The sequence below is a fragment of the Parvibaculum lavamentivorans DS-1 genome (genome assembly GCF_000017565.1).
Lineage (GTDB): Bacteria > Pseudomonadota > Alphaproteobacteria > Parvibaculales > Parvibaculaceae > Parvibaculum > Parvibaculum lavamentivorans.
Genome location: NC_009719.1, coordinates 2152736 through 2174944, shown reverse-complemented (window position 1 = coordinate 2174944; position 22209 = coordinate 2152736). Strand labels below are relative to the sequence as shown.

23 protein-coding genes are annotated in these 22209 nt (G+C 64.1%); 9 read left to right on the top strand and 14 right to left on the bottom strand.

The genetic code is table 11. The features are described 5' to 3' along the window. Positions 1–211 precede the first annotated feature (211 nt). Genes PLAV_RS10080 through PLAV_RS10070 form a run of 3 tightly spaced genes read right to left on the bottom strand, consistent with a single transcriptional unit; the run spans position 212 to position 2723 of the window. Positions 212–904 carry a DUF4336 domain-containing protein gene (locus PLAV_RS10080; RefSeq protein WP_041535941.1) on the bottom strand — a complete coding sequence of 231 codons (693 nt, stop codon included), beginning with the start codon at positions 902–904 and terminating at the stop codon, positions 212–214. Between the two features lie 2 nt (positions 905–906). Continuing rightward, a complete protein-coding gene (locus PLAV_RS10075) occupies positions 907–1455 on the bottom strand; it encodes a pyridoxamine 5'-phosphate oxidase family protein (protein WP_012110900.1) in 549 nt (182 codons plus the stop codon). Between the two features lie 11 nt (positions 1456–1466). Further along, the gene (locus PLAV_RS10070; protein WP_012110899.1) at positions 1467–2723 is read right to left on the bottom strand and encodes an MFS transporter; all 1257 of its coding nucleotides are present in this window, start codon (positions 2721–2723) and stop codon (positions 1467–1469) included. A gap of 218 nt (positions 2724–2941) precedes the next feature. Between PLAV_RS10070 and PLAV_RS10065 the strand changes: the two genes are divergently transcribed. From PLAV_RS10065 to hisN, 7 genes are all read left to right on the top strand, one after another. Next, entirely contained in the window at positions 2942–3532 is a 591-nt protein-coding gene (locus tag PLAV_RS10065; protein ID WP_012110898.1) for a YceI family protein, read from the top strand. A 92-nt stretch (positions 3533–3624) separates the two neighbouring features. Then, positions 3625–4476 carry a helix-turn-helix transcriptional regulator gene (locus tag PLAV_RS10060; RefSeq protein ID WP_012110897.1) on the top strand — a complete coding sequence of 284 codons (852 nt, stop codon included), beginning with the start codon at positions 3625–3627 and terminating at the stop codon, positions 4474–4476. A 39-nt stretch (positions 4477–4515) separates the two neighbouring features. Then, a complete protein-coding gene (locus tag PLAV_RS10055; RefSeq protein ID WP_012110896.1) occupies positions 4516–4872 on the top strand; it encodes a VOC family protein in 357 nt (118 codons plus the stop codon). Positions 4873–4883: 11 nt separating this feature from the next. Then, positions 4884–5291 (top strand): SRPBCC family protein, encoded by a 408-nt coding sequence (locus PLAV_RS10050; protein ID WP_012110895.1) that lies wholly within the window; start codon positions 4884–4886, stop codon positions 5289–5291. A 152-nt stretch (positions 5292–5443) separates the two neighbouring features. Continuing rightward, positions 5444–7291, top strand: coding sequence for a translational GTPase TypA (gene typA / locus PLAV_RS10045; RefSeq protein ID WP_012110894.1), 1848 nt, complete (start codon positions 5444–5446; stop codon positions 7289–7291). Positions 7292–7455: 164 nt separating this feature from the next. After that, positions 7456–8463, top strand: a complete 1008-nt coding sequence (locus tag PLAV_RS10040) for an amidohydrolase family protein (protein WP_012110893.1) — start codon at positions 7456–7458, stop codon at positions 8461–8463. Positions 8464–8579: 116 nt separating this feature from the next. Further along, the gene (gene hisN / locus PLAV_RS10035) at positions 8580–9386 is read left to right on the top strand and encodes a histidinol-phosphatase (RefSeq protein WP_012110892.1); all 807 of its coding nucleotides are present in this window, start codon (positions 8580–8582) and stop codon (positions 9384–9386) included. 48 nt (positions 9387–9434) lie between these two features. Here the strand turns inward: hisN and PLAV_RS10030 are convergent, their stop codons facing one another. Further along, positions 9435–10382 (bottom strand): alpha/beta fold hydrolase, encoded by a 948-nt coding sequence (locus PLAV_RS10030; protein WP_083762551.1) that lies wholly within the window; start codon positions 10380–10382, stop codon positions 9435–9437. Continuing rightward, positions 10379–10759, bottom strand: coding sequence for an SCP2 sterol-binding domain-containing protein (locus PLAV_RS10025; protein ID WP_168713189.1), 381 nt, complete (start codon positions 10757–10759; stop codon positions 10379–10381). Before PLAV_RS10025 ends, PLAV_RS10030 begins: the two co-directional genes overlap by 4 nt. Before the next feature lie 128 nt (positions 10760–10887). Here PLAV_RS10025 and PLAV_RS10020 point away from each other — a divergent pair, with 128 nt between their 5' ends. Then, the gene (locus tag PLAV_RS10020; RefSeq protein WP_012110889.1) at positions 10888–12444 is read left to right on the top strand and encodes an acyl-CoA carboxylase subunit beta; all 1557 of its coding nucleotides are present in this window, start codon (positions 10888–10890) and stop codon (positions 12442–12444) included. Between the two features lie 60 nt (positions 12445–12504). Here PLAV_RS10020 and PLAV_RS10015 read toward each other — a convergent pair whose 3' ends face one another. The 7 genes from PLAV_RS10015 to PLAV_RS09985 form a co-directional block, all read right to left on the bottom strand. Then, on the bottom strand, positions 12505–12981 hold the full coding sequence (locus tag PLAV_RS10015; protein ID WP_012110888.1) for a hypothetical protein: 477 nt from the start codon (positions 12979–12981) through the stop codon (positions 12505–12507). A gap of 176 nt (positions 12982–13157) precedes the next feature. Continuing rightward, positions 13158–13937: a PepSY domain-containing protein gene (locus tag PLAV_RS10010; RefSeq protein ID WP_012110887.1), complete on the bottom strand. Its 780-nt coding sequence runs from the start codon at positions 13935–13937 to the stop codon at positions 13158–13160. A 111-nt stretch (positions 13938–14048) separates the two neighbouring features. Beyond that, the gene (locus tag PLAV_RS10005) at positions 14049–14909 is read right to left on the bottom strand and encodes an ABC transporter ATP-binding protein (protein WP_012110886.1); all 861 of its coding nucleotides are present in this window, start codon (positions 14907–14909) and stop codon (positions 14049–14051) included. Further along, entirely contained in the window at positions 14909–15652 is a 744-nt protein-coding gene (locus PLAV_RS10000; RefSeq protein WP_012110885.1) for an ABC transporter ATP-binding protein, read from the bottom strand. The genes PLAV_RS10005 and PLAV_RS10000 overlap by 1 nt, the downstream gene beginning before the upstream one ends. After that, a complete protein-coding gene (locus tag PLAV_RS09995) occupies positions 15649–16602 on the bottom strand; it encodes a branched-chain amino acid ABC transporter permease (protein ID WP_012110884.1) in 954 nt (317 codons plus the stop codon). The genes PLAV_RS10000 and PLAV_RS09995 overlap by 4 nt, the downstream gene beginning before the upstream one ends. Further along, positions 16599–17501, bottom strand: coding sequence for a branched-chain amino acid ABC transporter permease (locus PLAV_RS09990; protein ID WP_012110883.1), 903 nt, complete (start codon positions 17499–17501; stop codon positions 16599–16601). Before PLAV_RS09990 ends, PLAV_RS09995 begins: the two co-directional genes overlap by 4 nt. A 19-nt stretch (positions 17502–17520) precedes the next feature. Continuing rightward, entirely contained in the window at positions 17521–18732 is a 1212-nt protein-coding gene (locus PLAV_RS09985; RefSeq protein WP_012110882.1) for an amino acid ABC transporter substrate-binding protein, read from the bottom strand. Between the two features lie 190 nt (positions 18733–18922). Here PLAV_RS09985 and PLAV_RS09980 point away from each other — a divergent pair, with 190 nt between their 5' ends. Further along, entirely contained in the window at positions 18923–19387 is a 465-nt protein-coding gene (locus tag PLAV_RS09980; RefSeq protein WP_012110881.1) for an Hsp20 family protein, read from the top strand. 52 nt (positions 19388–19439) lie between these two features. On the opposite strand, the gene PLAV_RS19895 is transcribed toward PLAV_RS09980, so the two are convergent. Together PLAV_RS19895 and PLAV_RS19890 are read right to left on the bottom strand one after the other, a co-directional pair. Further along, positions 19440–21014: a bifunctional acetate--CoA ligase family protein/GNAT family N-acetyltransferase gene (locus PLAV_RS19895; protein ID WP_245545117.1), complete on the bottom strand. Its 1575-nt coding sequence runs from the start codon at positions 21012–21014 to the stop codon at positions 19440–19442. A 60-nt stretch (positions 21015–21074) separates the two neighbouring features. Continuing rightward, positions 21075–22121, bottom strand: coding sequence for an acetate--CoA ligase family protein (locus PLAV_RS19890; RefSeq protein ID WP_245545115.1), 1047 nt, complete (start codon positions 22119–22121; stop codon positions 21075–21077). Between the last annotated feature and the right edge of the window lie 88 nt (positions 22122–22209).

The following is a 22209-nucleotide window of genomic DNA, read 5'->3' as shown; positions in this document are numbered from 1 at the left end:
GAGGGAATGCACCTGTCCTGCCACCCTCCCCTTGGGGGAGGGTCGATAATTTGTGAGCGTCAGCGAAACAAATTTCGGGGCGGGGTCATCGCCCGAGCATCCGGTTCGCGAGCGATGATATTTGTCTTTTCTCCAGCGACCCCGCCCCAAACGGCTTGCAGCCGTTTGACCCTCCCCCAAGGGGAGGGTGGAAGAAAGGGACAATTCAAAATTACCCAACTAACCACCCGAACGCGCGGGCGATGGCAGCTTTGCCATCCGTTGTGACGGGCGCACCATGTGCGAACAGCAGTTTTTCGGCGGGCCAGGCGAGAATGCGCGTGATTGCTTCGCGGGCGGCGCGGCGGTTTGTGAAGGCGAGGCGGAATTTGCGTGGCACGGAGGGTTCCGGCGCGGACATGAGGTCGAGCTTCGCGACGATGGCGCGCCAGCCCGAGAACCAGCCGGCGGGAAAGTGCTGGATGATGTCGGTGAAGAGGACGGTGCCGCTCTTCACATGGAAGAACACAAGTTCGGTGGTGATGGCGTTCCCGCGCACGACCACCTGATCGATCTCGCCCGCCCAATCGGCGTCGGGCGCATCGCCGAGGTCGGCATCGAAGGCGATGTCCTTGCGTTTCTCGCGCAGGCCCGGCGGCGCGTAGAACTTCGCGGCCGGAAAAGCCTCCCGCCACTCGGGAAGAGACAAATGATGCAGCGAATTCGGCGCGACGATGTGACGAACCGGGCCGAGCGCCTCCACTTCCGCGCGCAACTCGCCGGTCAGCGACATCGGCGACCAAATGAAAAGGCCGCCATCGGCGAGCTTCACGATCGCCATGCGTGTGGGATAGCGGAAGCCGGCCACCTCGACAGTATCCGCGCTATCCGCAATCCAGATGTCGTCGCCGAAGGGTTTCAGCATGGTCATTCCACTCCTGTCGGCAAGCCGTCGATGCTTACCCGGTTCTTTTTCTGCCAGTAATCCGCGATGCCCTGCTCGCCCTGAGCGTCCGCCCAGTTGGTCAGCGAGGGGCGTTCGGCCTTGTAGTCGTGGAGGGGAACGCCGTAGCCGCAGGAGGTTTGCACGAGGTCGATGTCGAGGATGACGATCTGACGTGCGCCCGTGGGTTCATTTCCCGCGAAGGCGGAAGCGAGATGGCGCCGGTATTCATCCGTGCCCTTGCGGGCGATGCGGCCGCGTCCATAGAGGCGCAGGATCATCGGCGGGCCCGCAAAGGCGCAGAGCATGATGGTGAGGCGGCCATCGGCTTTGAGATGCGCCGCCGCTTCGTTGCCGCTGCCGGTATGATCGAGATAGACGACTTCATTGTCGCCGGTCACGCGCAGCGCATCGAGCCCCTTGGGCGAGAGGTTGATGCGGCTGTCCGCCGTGGCAGACGCCGTGAAGAAGATGTGCTGACGCCCGATGAAATCCTTGAGTTCGGGTGTGAGGCTCGGGAACTGCTTGGCCATTTATCCTCCTCTCAATCGCCGTCGATGACGGCGCGGGAATTCGTGTCGGGTATCGTCGCATAATAGGCGAGCGCCGCGAGCAGCACGAGGGCGAGGCTGCCGAAGGTCCAGCGATAGGTGAGTTCGAAGCCGAAGCCGGAGCGCAGGAGCTGGCCGATCAGCGCGCCGGTCAATCCCTGCAGCACGAAGACGCCCGCCATGTTGCCGAAATTGAGGACGGTGATGCCGCGCCCGGCGAGCCTGTCCGGAAAGAGCAACCGGCCATGCGTGAGCAGCAGCGGCGTGTAGCCCGCATTGAGGCCGAAGATCACGAAGAGCAGCGTGACGAGCCAGAGCGGCGGCGCATCGAGCAGGGCGAGGAGGCCGAGGATCGAGGCGGAGAGGAAAGCGCCCATGAGGATTGGTTTCTTGATGCTGCCGAAAAGCCGCTCGCCATAGCCCCAGAGGAGAAGGCCGACGACCTGGCCGCCCGTGATGCCGAGCAGGACATTGCCGCGGCCGCCGAGATCGAGTCCATGCACATCCGCGAGATAGGGCGAGGCCCAGAGCGTCTGCACGGTAGCGAAGCTCGCATAGCCGGTCGAGATCATCACGAAGAGCGGCGGCACGGCGGGATGGCGGATGACCTCGCCGAGCCCCTTGAGGCTTTGCCAGAATGTCTCGGGCGAGCGGGCGAGCGACGCATGGCCGGCGGGCGCGTCGCGGACGATGACGCCCATGATGATGGCGAGGACGGCTGTGAAAACGCCGGCCGCGACGAAGCTCTCCCGCCAGCCGATGGTTTCCGTCGCGTAGGCGAGCGGCGCGGTGGCGCCGATGGCGCCGATGGTGCCGATGGCGATCTGCAGGCCGGAGAGCGAGGCGAAACGCTCCGCCGGGAACCAGCGGCGATAGATCATGAGCGGGCCCATGAGCATGACCGAGCAGCCAATGCCCATGAGCACGCGGGCGAGCGTGAGCCCCGTGCGGCCCTCCGCGAGCGCGAAGGCGAAGCAGCCGAGCACGGCGATGCCGACCGAGCCGATCATGGTGAGGCGCGCGCCATAGCGGTCGAGAAAGATGCCGACCGGCACCTGCATGATGGCGAAGGAGAGGAAGAAGGCGCCGGACAGAATGCCGAGTTCTTCCGGGTGGAGGCCGAGATCCGCCGAGAGATTGGGTGCGATGACACCCGTGGACGAGCGCAGGAACTGGCTCACCGTGTAGACAAGGCAGAGAATGGCCACGAGCGCGACGATGTAGGCCCTGGAAGCGGCTGTCTGCGGCATGACGCGGACCCCTCCCTTCGGACCCTCGCGTTTTTTGGGAGGGATATGGGCAGAAACCGGCTTTCGATGCCAGAGCCATTTGCGCAAGAGGGGATGCGGGGAGCAGCGTTCTCAATCTTCCCACTCTCCCCCCAAGGGAGGGTGGGAGGTTTGGAGACTTGCCCTTGGGGCCTGAGCGCCTATCCTGACCACCCCCCAATTGTCACCGGAGTTCCGTCATGAACAGCCTTACCAGGATCGCCGCCGCGGCCGCCGCCCTCGCCTTTCTGGCGAGCCCCGCGCTTGCCGCCGAACGCTACGAGATCGACGGGTCGCATACGCATGTCGGCTTCGAGATCAACCATCTCGGCTTTTCGACGACTTATGGCCGCTTCAACGATGTGAGCGGCACCATCATGCTGGACGCGGAAAACCCCGAGGCGAGCAGTGTCGAGGTGCGGATCGTGACGGCGAGCCTCGACACGGCGCATGAGGAACGCGACAAGCATGTGAAGGGTGCGGATTTCCTCAACGTCGAGGAATTTCCCGAAATCACCTTCAAGTCCACCAAGATCGAGCGGACGGGAGAGACCACAGGGAAACTCACCGGCGATCTGACCCTGCATGGCGTGACGAAGCCGGTGACGCTGGAAGCGACGCTGAACAAGATGGGCCCCTATCCGATGGCCGAGGAAGGCCAGGAAATCCTGGCGGCGGGCTTCGACGCCAAGGGCACGCTGAAACGCTCCGATTTCGGCATGGATACCTACATCCCGATGATCAGCGACGAGGTGGTGATCGCGATCTCGCTGGAGGCGCAGAAGAAATAGGCGCGCCTCCCGGACAGCAAGATTCTCCAATCGGCCGGCAGCCTCCCGAAGTCATGATGGCGGGCGGTGCGGCGGCGGATTAGACTTGAGCCATGGTGAAAGCGACTGTCCTCAGCGAAGGTGCCGTTTCGGCGGTCGATTACCGGTGCCCGGCGGGCCCGGCCGGGGCGCCCTATGCCGAATGCCATGAGGTCTTCTCGATTTCCTATGTACGGAAAGGCTCGTTCGGCTACCGGGCGGGCGGGCAGACCCTCGAGATGGTGGCGGGCTCGGTGCTGGTGGGGCACCGGGGGGATGAATATATCTGCACACACGACCACCATGTCTGCGGCGACGAATGCCTGGCCTTCCGGCTCGACGAGGAACTGGCCGACACGGTGAGCGGCCGGCCGGAGCTGAGGCGGCTCGCGGCGCTGCCGCCACTGCCGGAAATGATGGTGCTGGGGGAACTGGCGCAGGCCGCCGCCGAGGGGCGGAGCGACATGGGTCTGGACGAGGCGGGGCTGATGTTTGCCGGCCGCTTTGCGGAGATCGCCACAGGCCGCAAGGCAGGCAAGGTGACGGCGAGCGCGCGGGACAGGAAACGCGCCGTCCACGCCGCCATGTGGATGGATGAATATGCACACCGGCAAATCGGCCTTGAAGGCGCGGCGCGGGAAGCGGGCCTCAGCCTCTATCACTTTCTCCGCACCTTCACGAAAGTGCTGGGCGTGACGCCGCATCAATATCTCCTGCGCGCGCGGCTGCGCCGCGCGGCAAGCCTGCTGGCCGACAGGGAACGCTCCGTCACCGACATTGCCTATGATGCCGGCTTCGCCGACCTGTCGAATTTCATTCGCACCTTCCGCCGCGCGGCGGGAATTCCGCCCGGCCGCTTCCGCGAGGCTGCGCGGGGCGAGCGCAATTTACTCCAAGCGAGATTGGCGCCGCCCGCCGCAAAGTGACCTCCAGTGGCGCGATGATGCGCCCGCGACGGAGGCAATATGTACGACCATATCGAATTGAAGGTGAAGGATCTCGCCAAGGCGGCCGGCTTCTATGAAGCCGTGCTGAAGCCGCTCGGCGCAAGGCTCTGCTACGAGGACGCGAACATGAAAGGCTTCGGCAAGACGAAAGTGCCCGGCCTTTATCTCGCGAAGGGAAGCGCGAACAAGGGCATCCACATCGCCTTTGCCGCGTCGAGCCGGGCGGCGGTAGACGGGTTCCATGAAGCGGGGCTCGAGGCCGGCGGCAAGGACAATGGGGCGCCCGGTATCCGCGCCGATTATGCGCCCACCTATTACGCCGCCTTCCTGATCGACCCGGACGGCAACAATGTCGAAGCCGTGTGCCTGAAATAGGAGGGATGGTCATGGCTTCGATCCGCAAGGACATAGAGATCGACGCGCCGGCAGCCGCCGTCTGGGACGCGGTGCGCGATGTCGGCCAGATCCACACCCGCTTCGTGCCGGGCTTCGTGACCGATACGAAGCTGGAGGAAGGGGCGCGCATCGTCACCTTCGCCAACGGGCTCGTGGTGCGGGAACTGATCCTCGACCTCGACGAGGACAGGCGGCGGCTCGCCTATGCCGTTTCGGGCAGCGAGATGATGAGCCACCACAGCGCCTCCTTCGAGGTGGTGCCGGAGGGAGAGGGCCGCTGCCGCCTCGTCTGGATCGCGGATTTCCTGCCGCATGAGGCGGCGGAACCCGTAGGCGGGATGATGACGGAGGGCGCCGCGATCATGCAGGCGGCGCTGGGACGGAAAGGCGGCGGCTGAGCCGTTAACCCTTGCCCGCTGCCCCCTTGCCGCAGATGCGAAGGAAGCCTTGTGGCGGGGGGACTTCCGGGCTATAAGGCGGCACATTTTTGGCCGCCCCCGCGCGCTTACGGTTTTCGCGCGGCAGGCCGCCTTTTTTACCCGGCGGTTACATGTCCATTCGGAATATCGCGATCATCGCCCATGTTGACCATGGGAAGACGACGCTGGTCGATCAGTTGCTTCGCCAGTCCGGCACCTTCCGCGACAACCAGCAGGTTGTCGAACGGGTCATGGACTCGAACGACCTGGAAAAAGAGCGCGGCATCACCATTCTCGCCAAGCCGACAAGCGTCGACTGGGTCGACGATGCGGGCGTGCACACACGCATCAACATCATCGACACGCCGGGCCATGCGGACTTCGGCGGCGAGGTGGAACGCATCCTCTCGATGGTGGACGGCGTGGTGTTGCTGGTGGACGCGGCCGAGGGCCCGCTGCCGCAGACCAAATTCGTGACCTCGAAGGCGCTGGCGCTGGGCCTGAAGCCGATCGTGCTCATCAACAAGGTCGACCGTTCCGACGGCCGCCCGGAAGAAGTGCATATCGAGGCCTTCGACCTTTTCGCCGCACTCGGCGCGACCGACGAGCAGCTCGACTTCCCCTGCATCTTCGCTTCGGCCCGCCAGGGCTGGGCCGCGGAAGACCTGAACGCGCCGGACGCGCGCGACAACGGGCTGAAGCCGCTTTTTGCCAAGATCATCTCGCATTTCCCGGAACCGGCGGCGCTGCATGACGGCTCCGAGAACGAGCCCTTCGCGATGCTGGTGACGACCATCGAGAGCGACCCCTATCTCGGGCGCATCCTGACCGGCAAGATCGAGAAGGGCACGGTCAAGACCAACATGAACGTGCAGGTGCTGCGCATGGAAGGCGGCGTTGTCGAACGCGGCCGCATCAGCAAGGTGCTCGCCTTCCGCGGCATCCAGCGCATTCCGGTGGAAGAGGCAAGCGCGGGCGACATCATCGCCATTGCCGGCCTGACACAGGGCACCGTTGCCGACACGATCTGCGACGCTTCCGTGACGGAACCGCTGAAGGCGCTGCCGATCGACCCGCCGACGCTTTCCATCACCGTTTCCATCAATGACAGCCCGCTGGCCGGCCGCGAAGGCAGCAAGGTGCAGTCGCGCGTGATCCGCGACCGCCTGATGCGCGAAGCCGAAAGCAATGTGGCCATCCGCGTCAGCGACTCGGAAGGCGGCGACGCCTTCGACGTGGCGGGCCGCGGCGAATTGCAGCTCGGCGTGCTGATCGAAACCATGCGCCGCGACGGCTTCGAACTCGGCATCTCGCGCCCCCGCGTGCTCTTCCGCGAGGACGACAAGGGCAACCGCCTCGAACCGATCGAGGAAGCAACCATCGACGTGGACGACGAGTTCACCGGCGTCGTCATCGAGAAGATGTCGAGCCGCAAGGGCGAACTGGTCGACATGCGCCCGACCGGCGCCGGCAAGACGCGCATCATCTTCCATTGCCCGTCGCGCGGCCTCATCGGCTATCACGGCGAATTCCTGACCGACACGCGCGGCACGGGCGTCATGAACCGCATCTTCCATGCCTATGAGCCCTATCGCGGCGAAATCGAAGGCCGCCGCAACGGCGTGCTGATCTCGACCGGCGACGGCGAAGCGGTGCCTTACGGCCTCTGGTATATCGAGGAACGCGGCACGCTGTTCATCTCGCCCGGCGAGAAGGTCTATCGCGGCATGATCATCGGCGAGAATGCGCGCCCCGACGATCTCGACGTGAACCCGCTGAAGGCGAAGCAGCTCACCAACATCCGCACGACCTCGAAGGACGAAGCCGTCCGCCTGACACCGCCCCGGCCGCTGACGCTCGAACAGGCGATTGCCTATATCGAGGCAGACGAGCTGGTGGAGGTGACGCCGAAGTCGATCCGGCTCCGCAAGCGCTATCTCGACCCGAACGAGCGCAAGCGTTTCGCCCGGGCAGGGTAAGGAACTCGAGCGGCACGCGAAGAATTTTTCGGGGCGGGGTTCAACCTCCGCCCCGATTTCATTTTTGCGAGTTGCTTGCCGTAGCTGCTGCAACCCCTCCCCATTTGCCTCCCCCGCCTCTCAATGCCACTCTTCTCCGAAAGAAACCGAGGGAGGAGTGAGACATGGCGGGCAATCCCGAATGGCTGGCCGAGGTCAAGGAAGCGGCGCTGGAGCCGGAACTTCCGATCGTCGATCCGCATCATCATCTCTGGGACCATCCGGGCTCGCGCTATCAGCTCGACGAATTGATGACGGATGTCGCGGAAGGCCACAATATCCGCGCGACCGTCTTCGTCGAATGCAAGTCGATGTACCGGGCGGACGGGCCGGATGCGATGAAGCCCGTCGGCGAGACGGAATATGTGAACGGCATCGCCGCGCAATCGGCGAGCGGCCAATATGGCGAGACGCGCGTGGCGGCTGGGATTGTCGGGTTCGCGGATTTGCGCCTTGGCGCGAAGGTGGACGCTGTGCTGGAAGCGCATATGGCGCGGGCGCCGGAACGCTTTCGCGGTATCCGCCATGCCTCCGCCTTCGACGACAGCCCGGATGTGCGCGCCTCGCATACGCTGCCGCCGAAGGGGCTGCTCGGCTTGCCCGAATTCCGCGAGGGCTTCAAAAGGCTTGCCGCATATGGGCTTTCCTTCGACGCCTGGCTCTATCACCGCCAGATCCCGGAACTCACGGCGCTTGCCCGCGCGAACCCGGAGACGCCGATCATCTTCGATCACTTCGGCGGGCCCATCGGCATCGGACCCTATGAGGGCAAGCGGGCGGAGATTTTCGCGCAGTGGAAAAAGGATGTGGCGGAGCTTGCCGCCTGCCCGAATGTCGTGGCGAAGCTCGGCGGCATCAACATGGCGGTGAACGGCTTCGGCTGGCACAAGCGCGCCAAGCCGCCGACCTCGGACGAACTCGTGGCCGCGACGCGCGACTGGTATCTTCATTCGATCGACGTCTTCGGGCCGGAGCGTTGCATGTTTGAAAGCAACTTCCCGGTGGACAAGCTCTCCTGTTCCTATGGCGTCTTGTGGAACGCCTTCAAGAAGATCGCGAAGGACATGAGCGCAGGCGAGAAGGCGGCGTTGTTCCACGACACGGCGGCGCGTGTTTATCGGCTGGATATATAGCTGGATATATAAACCACCCTCCCCTTGAGGGAGGGTGGAAGATTTAGAAGCGGGAATGCGCCCTCCCGCGCGAACGCAAAAGGCGTTATAAGCCCTTACACCACAGGGAACCGTCCATGCTCGATCACCAGCAAATCGACGAACTCGCGACATTCGCGCTCGAACTGGCGGATGCGGCGGCCGCCGTGACGCTGCCGCATTTTCGCTCGGGCCTCGCGGTCGACCACAAGGCGGGCGACCACAAATTCGATCCGGTGACGGCGGCGGACCGCGACGGCGAAGCGGCGATCCGCAAGCTCATCCTGGAACGCTATCCCGATCACGGCATATTGGGCGAGGAGCACGGCAACCACACGGGCACGAGCGGACTGACCTGGGTGCTCGATCCCATCGACGGCACGCGGAGCTTTATCTCGGGCGTGCCGCTCTGGGGCACGCTGATCGCGCTGAATGACGGCACGCGCCCGGTGATCGGCCTGATGGACCAGCCCTATATCGGCGAACGCTTCATCGGCAGGCCGGGCGGCAGCGAGCTGATCGGGCCGCAAGGCACCATGCCGATCAAGACCAGCGCCTGCACGAAGCTCGAGGACGCGCTGCTCGGCAATACCGATCCCGGCATGTTCAAGGTGGACGCGGAGAAGGCGGCCTTTCGCGAGATTTCCTCGAAGGTGAAGCTGCGGCGCTTCGGCGGCGACTGCTATTTCTATTGTCTCGTCGCGGCGGGCACGCTCGACCTCGTAATCGAAAGCGCGCTGCAGCCTTATGACATTCAGGCGCTGATCCCCGTGATCGAGAATGCCGGCGGCGTGGTGACGAACTGGACGGGCGGCGACCCGCAACAGGGCGGACAAGTCGTTGCGGCGGCGACGCCGGAACTGCATGAGGCGGCGCTGAAGATTTTGAGGAGCGCGGCGGCCTAGCTCTCTGTCTGCCTCTGCCACCCTCCCACAGGGGGAGGGTGAAGTTTTCTATTGATTGCCTATGCCCATGAACCTGTCGAAGGCCTGCCAGAAGGCGGCGCGGGCGGGATCGCGTTCGATCAGGATTTCGTGTTTTGCATCCGGGATCGTGACCAGCTCGCAGGCGGGGAGATGCGCCGCCGCGTGGCGCAATGCGAGCGGCGAGATGAGCGCGTCGCGCGCGGCTTCGCAGATGAGGACCGGTGTTTTTATCGAACCGAGCCAGCCGGGCGCGGCGGCCATGTCCATCGACCGGAAGGCGGCGCGAAGCCAGCCGACCGTGGCGCCGCCGAGGCCGAGTTTCGGCTCGGCCTGGACGAGAGATTGCAGCAGCGCATAGCGTTTTTCGTCGCTCGTCAGAATATTTTCCTCGAAGGGCGTCTCGTCCGCTGCTTTCGGCGTGCCGCCCGGCACATAGCGCCCGGCGAGACCCGCGGCATGGAAAGCGAAGGCGAGCGCGCGAATGGCGCGTTCGGCCGCGCGGCTGAAGCGGAGTCCAAGCATGGGCGCGGAAAGGACGATGCGAGAAAACCATTCGGGGTGATCATGCGCGGCGCGGATGAGGATTTGGCCGCCCATTGAATGCGCGAAAGCCGTCCAGGGCTTTGGAAAGGCGGGCGCCACTTCCGACATCAAAAGCGCAAGGTCGCTGTCGAAGGTGGCAAAGTCGTCTATATGGCCCTTGCGGCTGTCTGCAAGCGGACGATCCGAAAGCCCCTGCCCCCGCCAGTCGAAACTGACGACGGCGAAACCGCGCGCCCGCAACTCGCCCACCACCTCGAAATATTTTTCGACGAATTCCGTGCGCCCGCCGAAAAGAAAGACGGTGCCGCGCCCTTCCCGCGCGCCCGGCCATGTGAAGACGCGGAGCCGCACGCCCTCATTCGTGAGAAGCCAGCGCGCCTCGCCGCCTTCCGGCATCGGATTTCCGGACACGAGGATGATGGGAGCGGTCACTCCCGAAATCCGTCTTCGGTCGCATTCGACTGGCGCAGCATGATCGGCCGCAAGAGGCCGACGACATGGACATCGCCGACGATGCGGATGCGGCCCTGACGGAATGCTTCCGTGCGGTCGGCGCGCTGCTGGAAGATCGCAAGGTTGAGAACGGGGTCGATATGGACCGTGCAATCCGCCGGCTCGTCGCGGCGATGCACGACGTTCGGCTTTTTCGTGCCGTCGATGAAAACGACGCCTGCCCCCTCATGCACGAATTTGAGCTTCGCGCCGAGCGAGACATCGGGCGTGAGCGCGGCGCGGATCAGCGCCTCGATCTCGTCTTCCGCCTGCCTCGCGAGGCTGGAGGGCTTCATCTGCTTTTTGGTGTTCGCCATATGCGCTTCATCCCGTCTGCTTTTCCACAGCATATCATCCTCCGGCTGGCGCCCAACAGAGCTTTGGGCACCGGGGGATTTCCTTTAGGGTTTCGGAACTTCGCGAGACGAGGAGGATGGCCGACCGCATGAGCTGGGAAAAGGAAACGGACGAAATCCGGCGCCGCCGCGCGCTGGCCAAGCGCCAGGGCGGTGATGAAGCCGTGAAACGGCAGCATGAGAAGGGCCGCCTCACCATACGCGAGCGCATCGCCACGCTGGCCGACAAGGGCAGTTTTCGCGAACTCGGCGAGGGCGCGGGCGTGCCCCATTTCGACGAGGACGGCAATCTCGCCGATTTCGAGCCCGCCAATTACGTGCTCGGCTTTGCGACCGTGAACGGGCGGCGCGTTGCGATCGGCGGCGAGGATTTCACGCTGAAGGGCGGCTCTCCCAACCCGGCGGGCCTGCGCAAAAGCGTCTATGCCGAGGAACTGGCGCTCACCTACAAGGTGCCGCTGGTGCGGCTGCATGAAGGCGGCGGCGGCAGCGTGGCGGGATCGGCGGGCAAGGGGAAGACGCGGCCGCTGGGCGACCCTGTATTCGCGGAGCCGCGCTTCCGCTCCATCGGGCAGGTGCTGGGCGAAGTGCCGGTGGCGACGGCGGCGCTCGGCCCCGTGGCGGGAATGCCGGCGGCCCGCCTCGTCGCTTCCCATTTTTCGGTGATGGTGGAAGACGCGCAGGTGCTGATCGCGGGACCGAAGATCGTCGCCCGCGCACTCGACGAGAACCTCACCAAGGAGGAGCTGGGTGGATCGGACGTGCATTCGCGCTCCGGCGTCATCGACAATGTGACGAAGACGGAAGAGGACGCGCTGGCGGAGATCGCGCGCTTTCTCTCCTACCTTCCCGACAATGTCTGGCAATTGCCGCCGCGCATCGCCTGCACCGACCCCCGCGACCGCGCCGAGGAGGCCTTGCGCGACATCGTGCCGAAGGAGCGCCGCAAGCCGTTCAACATGCGAAAAATCCTCAAAGCGGTGATGGATGAAGGCAGCTTCTTCGAGATGACGAAGCGCTTCGGGCCCTCGCTCATCACGGGGCTGGCGCGGCTGAACGGCATCAGCGTCGGTGTGATCGCGAATGACTGCAATTTCTATGCGGGCGCGATGACCGCGGCGGCGGCGCAGAAGCTCCGGCGCTTCTCGGACATGTGCAACACGTTCCACCTGCCGATCGTTTCCTTCGTGGACGAGCCGGGCTTCATGATCGGCTCGGCATCGGAAAAGGCGGCGACCATCCGCCACGGCACATCCGCCATTGCCGCCGTGATGCAGAGCCGCGTGCCATGGGCGAGCATCATCGTGCACAAGGTATTCGGCGTGGCGGGCGCCGCGCATTTCGGACCGGACGGCTTCGTGCTGTCATGGCCGAGCGCGGTGACGGGGGCGCTGCCTGTCGAAGGCGGCGTCGCGGTCGCCTTTGCCCGGCAGATCGCGGAAGCGGCCGACCCCGAAGCGCTGCGCGCCGAACTGGAGGAAAAGCTCGCTGCCGGCCAATCGCCCTTCTCGCGCGCCGAAGGCTTTTCCGTGCATGAACTGATCGACCCGCGCGAAACGCGCGCGCGGCTTTGCGACTGGCTCGACTGGGTGGAGCCGCGCCGCGCCGTGGCGCTCGGCCCCTTCCTGACGACGATGCGGCCCTGACGCCCTGAAACACAGAAAGGCCCCGCAATGCGGGGCCTTTCCTCTTGCCCTTCCCCTCGATCAGTAATTCGAGAAGAGAATCGCGCCAGTGATGGCGCTGATGCCGAGCCACACGGCGATGTTGTTCCGGTCGCGGGCGCGGACGCGGTAGTAGTGGCCGTAATGCGGATGGTTTGTGTAATACACCGGCGCACCGAACGAGTGGTAGTGATGCTGCACCACATAGGGCCGCCAATGAGCCCAGGGCCGCGGGGCGTGATGATAATGATGCACGACGGGTGGCGGCCGATGGTGATAGTGCGGCGGCGGCGGCCTGTGATGGTAGCGAGGCGGCGGCGGCCTGTGCCCGTAGCGCGGCCCACCGCGATGACGATCGTAGCCGCGGCCATGATGATGGTGATCATTGCCGCGCACGAGCTCGACCTGGGCACCGCCCTGCACCGCTAGCGCAGGGACGACAGTCACCGCCTGGGCGGTGACGGGCGCCGCCAGACCAAGGGCGGCGGTGAAACCGGCGAGAACAAGGAATCTTTTCATTTTGTCCTCCAGATACTCGTATCAATCTCGTGCCCGTGCCAAGAATGGCCCTCCGCGACTGAACGCAGGATGGCGGCGCCGTTCATCTGGCATTCATGTTGAAACGAGGAAACGCGCCGAAAACGAAGAAGCTCCGCCGAAAGCGGAGCTTCTGCCTCTTTCCGTAATCGTGGGCATCAGTAGCGCGCGTCGAGCACCTTGCCCGTGAAGGGGCAGACCGAGAGATTGACCGGCCGGCCGCGGCCGTCGCGCGCCTTCACCGCATAGTAGTCGTCATAGGCAACGACATTGGTGAAGCTGGAATATTTCTGCTGCGTGAGGCCCTTCTGCCAGTGGCCGAAATCGCGGTATTCGGCCTGGGCGTAGGAGGGGCCGTTATAGCCGGGCGCATTGCGCGTGGAGAGCACCTTGCCGGTGCGGGCGGCGGCGCGGATCATCACCGGCTTGCCCTGGCGGTTGAGGCCACGCACCTGATAGACGCCCTTCTCTTCCTTGAGGCTCACGAGATCGAAGCTGTGATAGCCCTTGTTACGCAGCGAGGCGAGAAGCGGCGAGATGCTTGTCGCGCGGGCATCGTAACGGGGCTTGTAGTTCTTGACCGAGATACCGCCGACGGCGCCTGTCGCGGCGCTGGCCTTCGCGGTGACGAGGAAACCGCGCTGGGTGACGCCTTCGAATTCGTAGAAGCGCTTGTCGCGGCTGAGCTTGATGTCGGTGACGGTGGCGTTGGTCTTGCGCTCGAGATCGCGCACGACATTGGCCAGCGGCATGATGCGGCCCTGATGGGTGCGGTAATCATTGTAGTCGGTACCATAGCGCCAGCCGGAGGCGGCGGCAGGCAAGACCTTCGACGAACCGATGGTGATGGTGATGCCGGAACGAACATCCGCCTGTGCCGCGACGGGCAAGGCAAAGAGAGCGACGGCCAGTCCGGTCAGAGCGAGTGCCTTCTTCATGATCCTGTCTCCTTCAAATGGACCGGCTTTCCGGTCCTTGAGAGGGAGAATGGCAAGCTCGCGCTGAACCGAGGCTGGAGCGGCTATTCACAATCCATTCATTTCGGAAAATTACCCGCCGAGGAAAAGCCGGCCGACATCCGGGTTTTCAAGGAGGCCCGCCCCCTCGCCCGCCAGCGCCACGCGGCCCGCCACCAGCACATAGCCGATATCCGCGAAATCGAGGCCGCGCCGCGCATTTTGTTCGACCATCAGGATCGTCTTGCCCTGCTCCTGCTGCAACTCGCGCAGGATGTCGAACACCATGTCGATCATGCGCGGCTCGAGGCCGATGCTGGGCTCGTCCACCAGCAGGACCTGCGGCTCCATAATGAGCGCGCGGCTGATTTCGAGGAGACGGCGCTCGCCGCCGGACAAGACGCCAGCGCGCTCGCGGCGGCGCTTCGCGAGGCGGCCGTAATGCGAGAAGATACGCTCCGCCGCTTCATGCGCCTTGCCGTTATCGGCGAGGAGATAGCCGCCCATCAGCAGGTTTTCCTCGACGGTCATGTCGGGGAAGACGGAATTATCCTGAAGGATGTAGGCGATGCCGGCGCTGCGCAGCTTCTCACTCGGCGAAAGCCTGGTGACATCGCGGCCGGCGGCGAGGATGCGGCCAGCCGAAATTTTCGTGAAGCCGAATATGGAATGGAGGACGGTGGACTTGCCCGCGCCGTTCGGCCCGACAAGGCAGAGGCTCTGGCCCTTGCCGACCGCGAGATCGATGCCGTGGAGAATTTCCATCGCGCCGTAGCCCGCATGAAGCGCGTCGATGGCAAGGAGCGGTTCGCCCTTCGCGAGCGCGAGGATTTCCTCTCGCGGCACAGTGCGCGCTATCGCTTCCGCCTCGCGCGCGACATCGCCGGCGGAGAGGATGGTGCCGACAGTGCCCTCGCCATAGCCGCCTGCCAGATCTTTCCGCTCGTCTGCCATTACGCCACCCCGAGATAGGCATCGAGCACGCGGCGGTCGTCCCGGATTTCGTCCGGCGTGCCTTCGGCGAGCACCTGACCATGCGCAAGGCAGGTGATGCGATGCGCGAGGTTCATGATGACGCGCATATTGTGCTCGATCACGAGAAGGGTCACGCCGAGTTCCGTATTGGCGCGGCGCAGCCTGTCGATGAGCCCGTTGATGAGCGTCGGATTGATGCCCGCTGTCGGCTCGTCGAGCAGAAGGAGCTTCGGCTCGTTCATCAGCGCCATTGCGAATTCGAGAAGCTTCTGCTGCCCGAAGCTGAGGCGGCCTGCCTTTTCATCCCGCTTTTCATGGAGCCCCACGAAAGCGAGGAGATCTTCCGCGCGACGGATCGTGGCGGGCGGCACGGGACGGAGCAGCGCGACCAGCCCGCCATTCGTTTCGCGCGCGCTGATCGCCATGTTCTCGGCAGCGGTCATCTCGCCATAGATGCGCGTCTGCTGCCAGGTGCGGACAAGGCCAAGCCGGGCGATGGGCGCGGTGCGCAGATGCGAAATCGGCTTTCCCTCGAAAAGGATTTCACCGCTGTCGACGGCATGGGTGCCGGCAATGCAATTGAAGAGCGTCGTCTTGCCCGAACCGTTCGGACCGATGAGGCCCGCGATCTCGCCCTTTGCGACGCTGAGCGACACATGATCGTTTGCGACGACGCCGCCGAAACGCTTTGTGACATCGCGGATTTCGAGAAGCGCGCTCATGCGGACGCGCCCTTGCGCTCGCGGCGCTCCGCAACCCACCCCATGATGCCTTGCGGGAAGAAGACGACGATGATGACGATGAGGGCGCCGAGCGCGACACGCTGCCAGCCGAGAAGATAGGTCCAGAAAATTTCCTGCGTCACATGGAACACGAAAGCGCCGATGACGGGACCCCAAAGTGTTCCCTTGCCGCCGAGGATCGCCATCAGCACCATCCAGACACCGAAGGTCGCGCCCGCAAAGGCGACGTCGCGCGGGTCGATGAAGCCGATCATGTTGGCGGCGAGCCCGCCCGAGATGCCGAGAAAAAGCGCCGATACGCTCCACGCGAAAATCTTGATCTGCGTGGTGCGGAGGCCCATGGCATCGGCCTTGTCCTGATCGTCGCGTATGGCATTGAGCGCGAGGCCGAAGCGCGTGCCATAAAGCCAGCGGCAGGTGAGGAAGCAAAGCGCGGCGAGAGCGAGAAGCGAATAGCAAAAGAAGAATTCGCGCGAGCCGAGATCGCCCGGATAAAGCGGCAGCGCGAGGCCTGAGCCGGCGCCGACATAGTCCCATCCGCTCGCCGTCTCGCCTGCGGCAATGCCGAGACCGAGCGTGCCGATAGCGAAATAATGGCCGCGAATGCCGAGCATGGCCGCGCCGAAAACAACCGCCGCAAGAACCGCAAGCACGGCGCCCGCGACGAGGCCAAGCGCCAATCCCTCGAAAAAGGGAAGGCCCGCATCCCGCTGGATGACGGCGGCGGCATAGCAGCCGATGCCGAAGAAGACGATGTTGCCGAAGGAATTGTAGCCCATGCGGCCACCCAGCATGTCCCATGTGAGCGCAAAGACGACCATGAGCCAGAGGAAGGCAAGCTGCGTGACGAGTCCCGGCAGGAGGAAGGGCGCCGCAATGCCGAAAACGGCGAGCGCCGCCATGACATGCCAGTCGTTGATACGGCTCATTGGAGATGGCTCCGCTTGCGCGCCGCGCGCGCATGGCGCCAGACGAGAATGACGACCATCAGCGCGAAGACAAAGGCGATCTGGAATTCGACGCCGAGAATGAACCCTGCCGCATTCTCCAGCGCGCCGAGACCGAGCCCCGCCGCGACGACACCACCGACATTGCCGACACCCGCGACGACCACGACCATGAAGGATCGCACCGTGTAGGGCAGGCCGACATAAGGGTGGATCGTCCATGCCATGACCGCGAGGCTGCCCGCCGCGCCGCAAAGAGCGGCATTGAGCGCATAGGTCATCGCATAGACACGGTTCGTATCGATGCCGAGAATGCGCGCGGCACGCGGGTTCTGCGCCGTCGCACGAATGGCCTGACCGAGCCGCGCATGACGCAGGAAAAGCCAGAGCATGCCGCCCGCGACAAGCGCCAGACCGAAGGCGAGGATCTTGATCCAGGCAAGCGTCACCGTTCCATCGAGCATGTGAAGGGAGCCGAGATCCGCATCAACCGTTCGCACTTCGGAGCCGAACAGGAGATTGGCGAGCTGCTGGATCAGGATGGAAAGACCGAAGGTTGCGAGAATGGAGATGAAGATGTCCTTGTCCACGACGCGGAAAATGACCACGCGATAGACGAGCCAGCCGAAACAGAACATGACGACGGCGGAAACGGGCACACCGAGAAGCGGCGGCATGCCCGACTGAACGAGCAGGAAGGTGACATAGCCGCCGAGCACGACGAGTTCGCCCTGCACGACATTGACGATGTCGAGCACGCCCCAGACCAGTGCCATGCCATAGGCCGCCAGCGCGAAGATGGCGCCGATCAGCAAGCCGTTGAGAAGGACATCGGCGGCGAGCGGCGGGTACTGGAAGAAGAGCAACAGATTGTCGAACACGAATTCAGGTTCCCGGAGTTCAGCGTGTCGGCCAGGAAGGTGTTGGCCAGCGTACCTTCGCTTCGGCAAAAGCTTCCGGATAGACGACGACATATTTGCCGTCCTGTACCTGGAAGAGGACTGTCGGCTTGGAGATGTTCTTGCCGGTCTCGTCGAATTTCACGGGCCCGTAAAACGTCTTGATGTCCGTCTCCGCCAGTGCATCGCGCACGGCGTCCGGCTCGAGCGACCCGGCGCGCTCGAAAGCATCGGCGAAGACCTGCACCGCCGCGCTTGACTCCGCCGCCTGATAGGGAGCCGCGTGGCCGTAGGTTTCTTCGTAAAGCGCTGCATAGTCCGCCGCGCTGCCGAAAAGCGCGTCGGAATATTTCAGCGTCGAGGCCCATTGCGCGGCGCAGAGGGTGTATTCGGCGATCTTTCCGAACTTCTCCGCAATCTGCGCGCTGTCGCAATGCGTGATCGCGACCATCGGCACATCGACGCGCTGATCGGCAAGCTGGCGGACCACGAGCGCCGCCCCCTTGTCATGGCCCGAGACGAGCAGCAGGTCGGGCTTCAGCACCTTCGCCTTGGAAAGCGTGGCCGACATATCGTTCAGTTCCGGCGGCAGCTTGTCGTCGATCACGATCTTCATGCCGAATTTCGCGGCATCTTCCATGACGCCTTCGCGCACATCCTGCGAGAAGGGATCGTTTTCAAAGGCCATCGCGACGCGAAGCTTCGACGGGTCCTCGTTCACGCTTGCGGCAAGCTCGACCGCACCGCGCAGATATTGATCGGTGGTGGAGAGGACCGCGAAGAGATAGCGGTAGCCTTTGCGGAAGAGAGAGACGGCGGCGCCGTTCGCCTCGACCATCGGCACGCCGTATTTTTCGGTCACGGGCGCGATCGCCTCGGTGAGGCCGGAGGAATAAGGGCCGAGAAGATATTTGACCCCATCCTGCTGGATCAGCCGCTCGACAAGCTGCGCGCCGCGGGCGGGCGTCGATTCATCATCATAGTAAATGACCGCAAGATTGTAGCGCTTGCCGGCGACCGTGACGCCGCCCTCCTCATTGATGCGCTTCACGGCAAGGTCGTAGCCATTGCGTGTGAAGGCGCCGTTGGAGGAATATTTTCCTGTCAGGGAGACCGCCGCGCCGAGCCGGATGGTGCCGATTTCCTCGGCAGGGGCAGCCCCGGCCCAGAGCAAGGCCGTCCCCAGAAACAGGCTCGCTGCAACGCGCTTCATCGTCTCTCCCCCCTGCATCGAAATTCGTATTCGAGGACCTTATACCCATCTTGAAGGGACATTGGGAAATTCCCAGATATGCCCTGCCGGGCGCCGGAATACCGGGCCGGCATGGACGAGGCGGCCACCGGCCAGACGGCGGTGGGCCCCGCCTTGAAGATGATCACATCGCTTCAAGAAGGATGTAGCTATGCGCAGTTTCGACTTTTCCCCCCTTTACCGCTCGACCGTGGGCTTCGATCAGCTTCAATCGCTGCTCGATTCCGTGACCCATGAAACGGTCCCGACCTATCCGCCCTACAATATCGAGCGGACCAGCGAAAACGACTACCGGATTTCCGTCGCCGTCGCCGGCTTTGCCCAGGACGATCTCGACCTCGAGGTGAAGCAGAACGTGCTGACCATCAGCGGCAAACGCGCCGAGCCTGAAGGTGCGAACTACCTTCACCGCGGCATTGCGGGCCGCAGCTTCGAGCGCCGCTTCCAGCTCGCCGACCATGTCGAAGTGAAAGGCGCCCATCTCGAAAACGGGCTCCTGCATGTCGACCTGGTGCGCCGCGTGCCGGAAGAGCTGAAGCCCCGCCGGATCGAGATTTCCGCGCCGGCCAAGGGCCAGAAGACGCTGGAAGGCAACCTGGCAACCGCAGCGGACTAAGCGAGCGGCAGTCGAGAATGCGAGGGGCGCCCGAGGGCGCCCCTTTTGCATTTCAGGCGATCTTCAGGCGCGTCTCGACCAGCGATGGGTCGCCATCGATGCGGTGACGCGTGAAGCCGAGATCGTCGCACATGCTGAGCATGTTGCGGTTTTCGCGGAGCACATGGCCGAAAATTTCACCGATGCCGCGAAGACGCGCATAGTCGATCAGTTTCTGCATCAACGCGTAGCCGAGCCCATGACCGTGGTGATCGCTGCGGACCAGAATGGCGAATTCCGCCCGCTCCCGGTTCGGATCTTCCGAGAGACGGCCCACGGCAGCGGCTTCCTTCGACGTTTCATCGGTGAAAACAACAAAAGCCATTTCCCGGTCGTAGTCGATCTGCGTGAGACGCGCGGCGAGCTGGCGCGGCAGCTTTCGCAACGGCGACAGAAAACGCAGACGCACATCCTCTGCATCCGTGTGTTCCAGAAGATCGTCGATCAGTGCCGCATCCTCCGGGCGGATCGGACGGAGCGGGTAAGAACGGCCCTCCCGGTCGGCAAGGCTCGCTTCAAGCGAGGTGGGATAAGGCCTTATCGCGAAGCGCGACGTGCCCTTGCCTTTCGCCGGCTGGATACGGACGCGGGCGTCGAGCGCGATCACTCCGTTTTCATCCGCCCACAGGGGATTGATGTCGAGTTCGGCGACCTCCGGATTGTCGGCGGCAAGATCGCCGAGCGCCATGAGCGCGGATGCGATCCCCTCCCGGTCCGCCGGCGGGCGGCCGCGATAGCCCTCCAGCAGGCGCGAGACGCGGGTGCGGGATATGAGATCGTCTGCAAGCGCCCGATTGAGCGGCGGCAGCGCCATCGCCTTGTCGCGCACCACCTCCACCGAGGTGCCACCCTGCCCGAACAGGAGGACCGGACCGAAAGTCGCATCGTCCACAATGCCGAGAATAAGCTCGAAAGCATCCGGCTTCCTCACCATCTGCTGCACCGTGAAGCCCTCGATCTCCGCGCCGGGACAGAACCGCGCGACCCGCGAAAGCATGCGCGAGGCGGCTTCCGACACCGCCTCGGCATTGTCGAGGCCGAGCGCGACGCCGCCAACATCGCTTTTATGCGTGATGTCGGGAGATAGAATTTTCAATGCCACCGGATAGCCGATCTCGTCCGCGGTTCTGGCCGCTTCGGAGGCGGAGGAAACGATGCGCGTATCGACGACGGGAACGCCATAGGCGGCGAGCAGATGCTTTGCTTCCGCCTCACTCAACCATTCCCGCTTTTCCGCAAGCGCCGTTTCGACAAGCCGCCGCGCGGCCGGCAGATCATGGTTCGGATGCGCCGGGCCCGCGGATGGAATTTCGAGCAGAAGCCGCTGATTGCGCTCGTGCCGGACATGCAGCATGAAGGCGCGCACGGCACTTGTGGGCGTTTCGTAAGTGGGAATGCGATGCGTCTGAAATGCCTCGCGCGCGGCGCGCGCACCCTTGTCGCCCAGCCAGTTCGTAAAGACGGGCTTGCTCGACGCCTCAGCCTTCTCGATGACGGCATGGGCGGCGGAGAGATTGTTCACCACGGCGGTGGGGCAGTTCATCACCAGCACTGCATCCGTTCCTTTATCCTTCAGCAGTGCTTCCATGGCATGTGCGTAACGCTCCGCGCCCGCATCGCCGATGATGTCGACGGGATTGGCGCGGCTCTATGTACGCGGCAACACGGCGTCCAGTGCCTCGATCGTCTCCGGCGAGATATCGGCGAGCCGCCCGCCCTCGTCGATCAGGAAATCGGTTGCAATGACGCCGACGCCGCCGCCATTGGTGAGAATGCCGAGACGGTCGCCGAGGATCGGACGCCGTTCCGAACGGGCGGAAAGCGTTTCCACCGCATCGAAGAGGTCTTCGATGCCGTCTTCGCGCAACATGCCCGCGCGGCGGAAAGCGGCCTGATAGACGGCGTCCGAGCCGGCAAGCGCGCCCGTATGCGAAGCGGCGGCACGTGCGCCCGCTTCATGGCGCCCTGACTTGATGACGATGACGGGTTTCAAGCGCGACGCCTGACGCCCTGCGGACATGAACTTCCGCGCATCCCGGACGGATTCGATATAGAGCAGGATGCTTTTCGTATGCGGATCGGCGGCAAGGAAATCCAGCATGTCGCCGAAATCGACATCCGACATGCCGCCAAGCGAGGCGACATGCGAAAAGCCGATACCCCTGCTGGTCGCCCAGTCGAGGACGGCGGTGACGACGGCACCCGATTGCGACACGAAGGCGACATTGCCCTTCTCCGGCTGCACATGCCCGAAGGACGCATTGAGCCCGTTTCCCGGTGTCATGATACCGAGACAATTGGGCCCTGCGATGCGCAGCAGATGCGGCTTCGCGGCCTCCAGCATCTCCGCCTGCAAGGCGCGGCCTTTTTCGCCCAGCTCGCCGAACCCGGCCGTGATGACCACCGCGGCCTTCGTCCCCCGCGCGCCAAGCTCCGAGATGAGGCCGGGAACGGTCTGCGGCGGCGTCGCGATGACGGCGAGATCGGGCGTGCCGGGAAGGCTTGCCACGTCCTTGTAGACCTCCACCTCGCCTATTCGGCCGCCGCGCGGATTGACCGCCCAGACCGGGCCCGGCAATCCGGCCGCCAGAAGATTCCTGAGCAGCACATTGCCCACCGACCCCTCTCTGGCACTGGCGCCGACAAGGGCAACGGACCGGGGGGCGTACATACGCTCGAGATTGCGGATCGACATTCAGGCTCCTGAATTGCTCCAACTCCTGCCCGCCGCCGGGCAAAGCCACGCAAACTATTGAAAATCATGGAAAATATTTGCGCAACCT

What these genes read in the sequence shown, in the direction of transcription:
- PLAV_RS10080 (WP_041535941.1), bottom strand. Translation starts at nt 904, where the DNA reads ATGCTGAAACCCTTCGGCGACGACATCTGGATTGCGGATAGCGCGGAT.
- PLAV_RS10075 (WP_012110900.1), bottom strand. Translation starts at nt 1,455, where the DNA reads ATGGCCAAGCAGTTCCCGAGCCTCACACCCGAACTCAAGGATTTCATC.
- PLAV_RS10070 (WP_012110899.1), bottom strand. Translation starts at nt 2,723, where the DNA reads ATGCCGCAGACAGCCGCTTCCAGGGCCTACATCGTCGCGCTCGTGGCC.
- PLAV_RS10065 (WP_012110898.1), top strand. Translation starts at nt 2,942, where the DNA reads ATGAACAGCCTTACCAGGATCGCCGCCGCGGCCGCCGCCCTCGCCTTT.
- PLAV_RS10060 (WP_012110897.1), top strand. Translation starts at nt 3,625, where the DNA reads ATGGTGAAAGCGACTGTCCTCAGCGAAGGTGCCGTTTCGGCGGTCGAT.
- PLAV_RS10055 (WP_012110896.1), top strand. Translation starts at nt 4,516, where the DNA reads ATGTACGACCATATCGAATTGAAGGTGAAGGATCTCGCCAAGGCGGCC.
- PLAV_RS10050 (WP_012110895.1), top strand. Translation starts at nt 4,884, where the DNA reads ATGGCTTCGATCCGCAAGGACATAGAGATCGACGCGCCGGCAGCCGCC.
- typA (WP_012110894.1), top strand. Translation starts at nt 5,444, where the DNA reads ATGTCCATTCGGAATATCGCGATCATCGCCCATGTTGACCATGGGAAG.
- PLAV_RS10040 (WP_012110893.1), top strand. Translation starts at nt 7,456, where the DNA reads ATGGCGGGCAATCCCGAATGGCTGGCCGAGGTCAAGGAAGCGGCGCTG.
- hisN (WP_012110892.1), top strand. Translation starts at nt 8,580, where the DNA reads ATGCTCGATCACCAGCAAATCGACGAACTCGCGACATTCGCGCTCGAA.
- PLAV_RS10025 (WP_168713189.1), bottom strand. Translation starts at nt 10,759, where the DNA reads ATGGCGAACACCAAAAAGCAGATGAAGCCCTCCAGCCTCGCGAGGCAG.
- PLAV_RS10020 (WP_012110889.1), top strand. Translation starts at nt 10,888, where the DNA reads ATGAGCTGGGAAAAGGAAACGGACGAAATCCGGCGCCGCCGCGCGCTG.
- PLAV_RS10015 (WP_012110888.1), bottom strand. Translation starts at nt 12,981, where the DNA reads ATGAAAAGATTCCTTGTTCTCGCCGGTTTCACCGCCGCCCTTGGTCTG.
- PLAV_RS10010 (WP_012110887.1), bottom strand. Translation starts at nt 13,937, where the DNA reads ATGAAGAAGGCACTCGCTCTGACCGGACTGGCCGTCGCTCTCTTTGCC.
- PLAV_RS10005 (WP_012110886.1), bottom strand. Translation starts at nt 14,909, where the DNA reads ATGGCAGACGAGCGGAAAGATCTGGCAGGCGGCTATGGCGAGGGCACT.
- PLAV_RS10000 (WP_012110885.1), bottom strand. Translation starts at nt 15,652, where the DNA reads ATGAGCGCGCTTCTCGAAATCCGCGATGTCACAAAGCGTTTCGGCGGC.
- PLAV_RS09995 (WP_012110884.1), bottom strand. Translation starts at nt 16,602, where the DNA reads ATGAGCCGTATCAACGACTGGCATGTCATGGCGGCGCTCGCCGTTTTC.
- PLAV_RS09985 (WP_012110882.1), bottom strand. Translation starts at nt 18,732, where the DNA reads ATGAAGCGCGTTGCAGCGAGCCTGTTTCTGGGGACGGCCTTGCTCTGG.
- PLAV_RS09980 (WP_012110881.1), top strand. Translation starts at nt 18,923, where the DNA reads ATGCGCAGTTTCGACTTTTCCCCCCTTTACCGCTCGACCGTGGGCTTC.
- PLAV_RS19895 (WP_245545117.1), bottom strand. Translation starts at nt 21,014, where the DNA reads ATGGAAGCACTGCTGAAGGATAAAGGAACGGATGCAGTGCTGGTGATG.
- PLAV_RS19890 (WP_245545115.1), bottom strand. Translation starts at nt 22,121, where the DNA reads ATGTCGATCCGCAATCTCGAGCGTATGTACGCCCCCCGGTCCGTTGCC.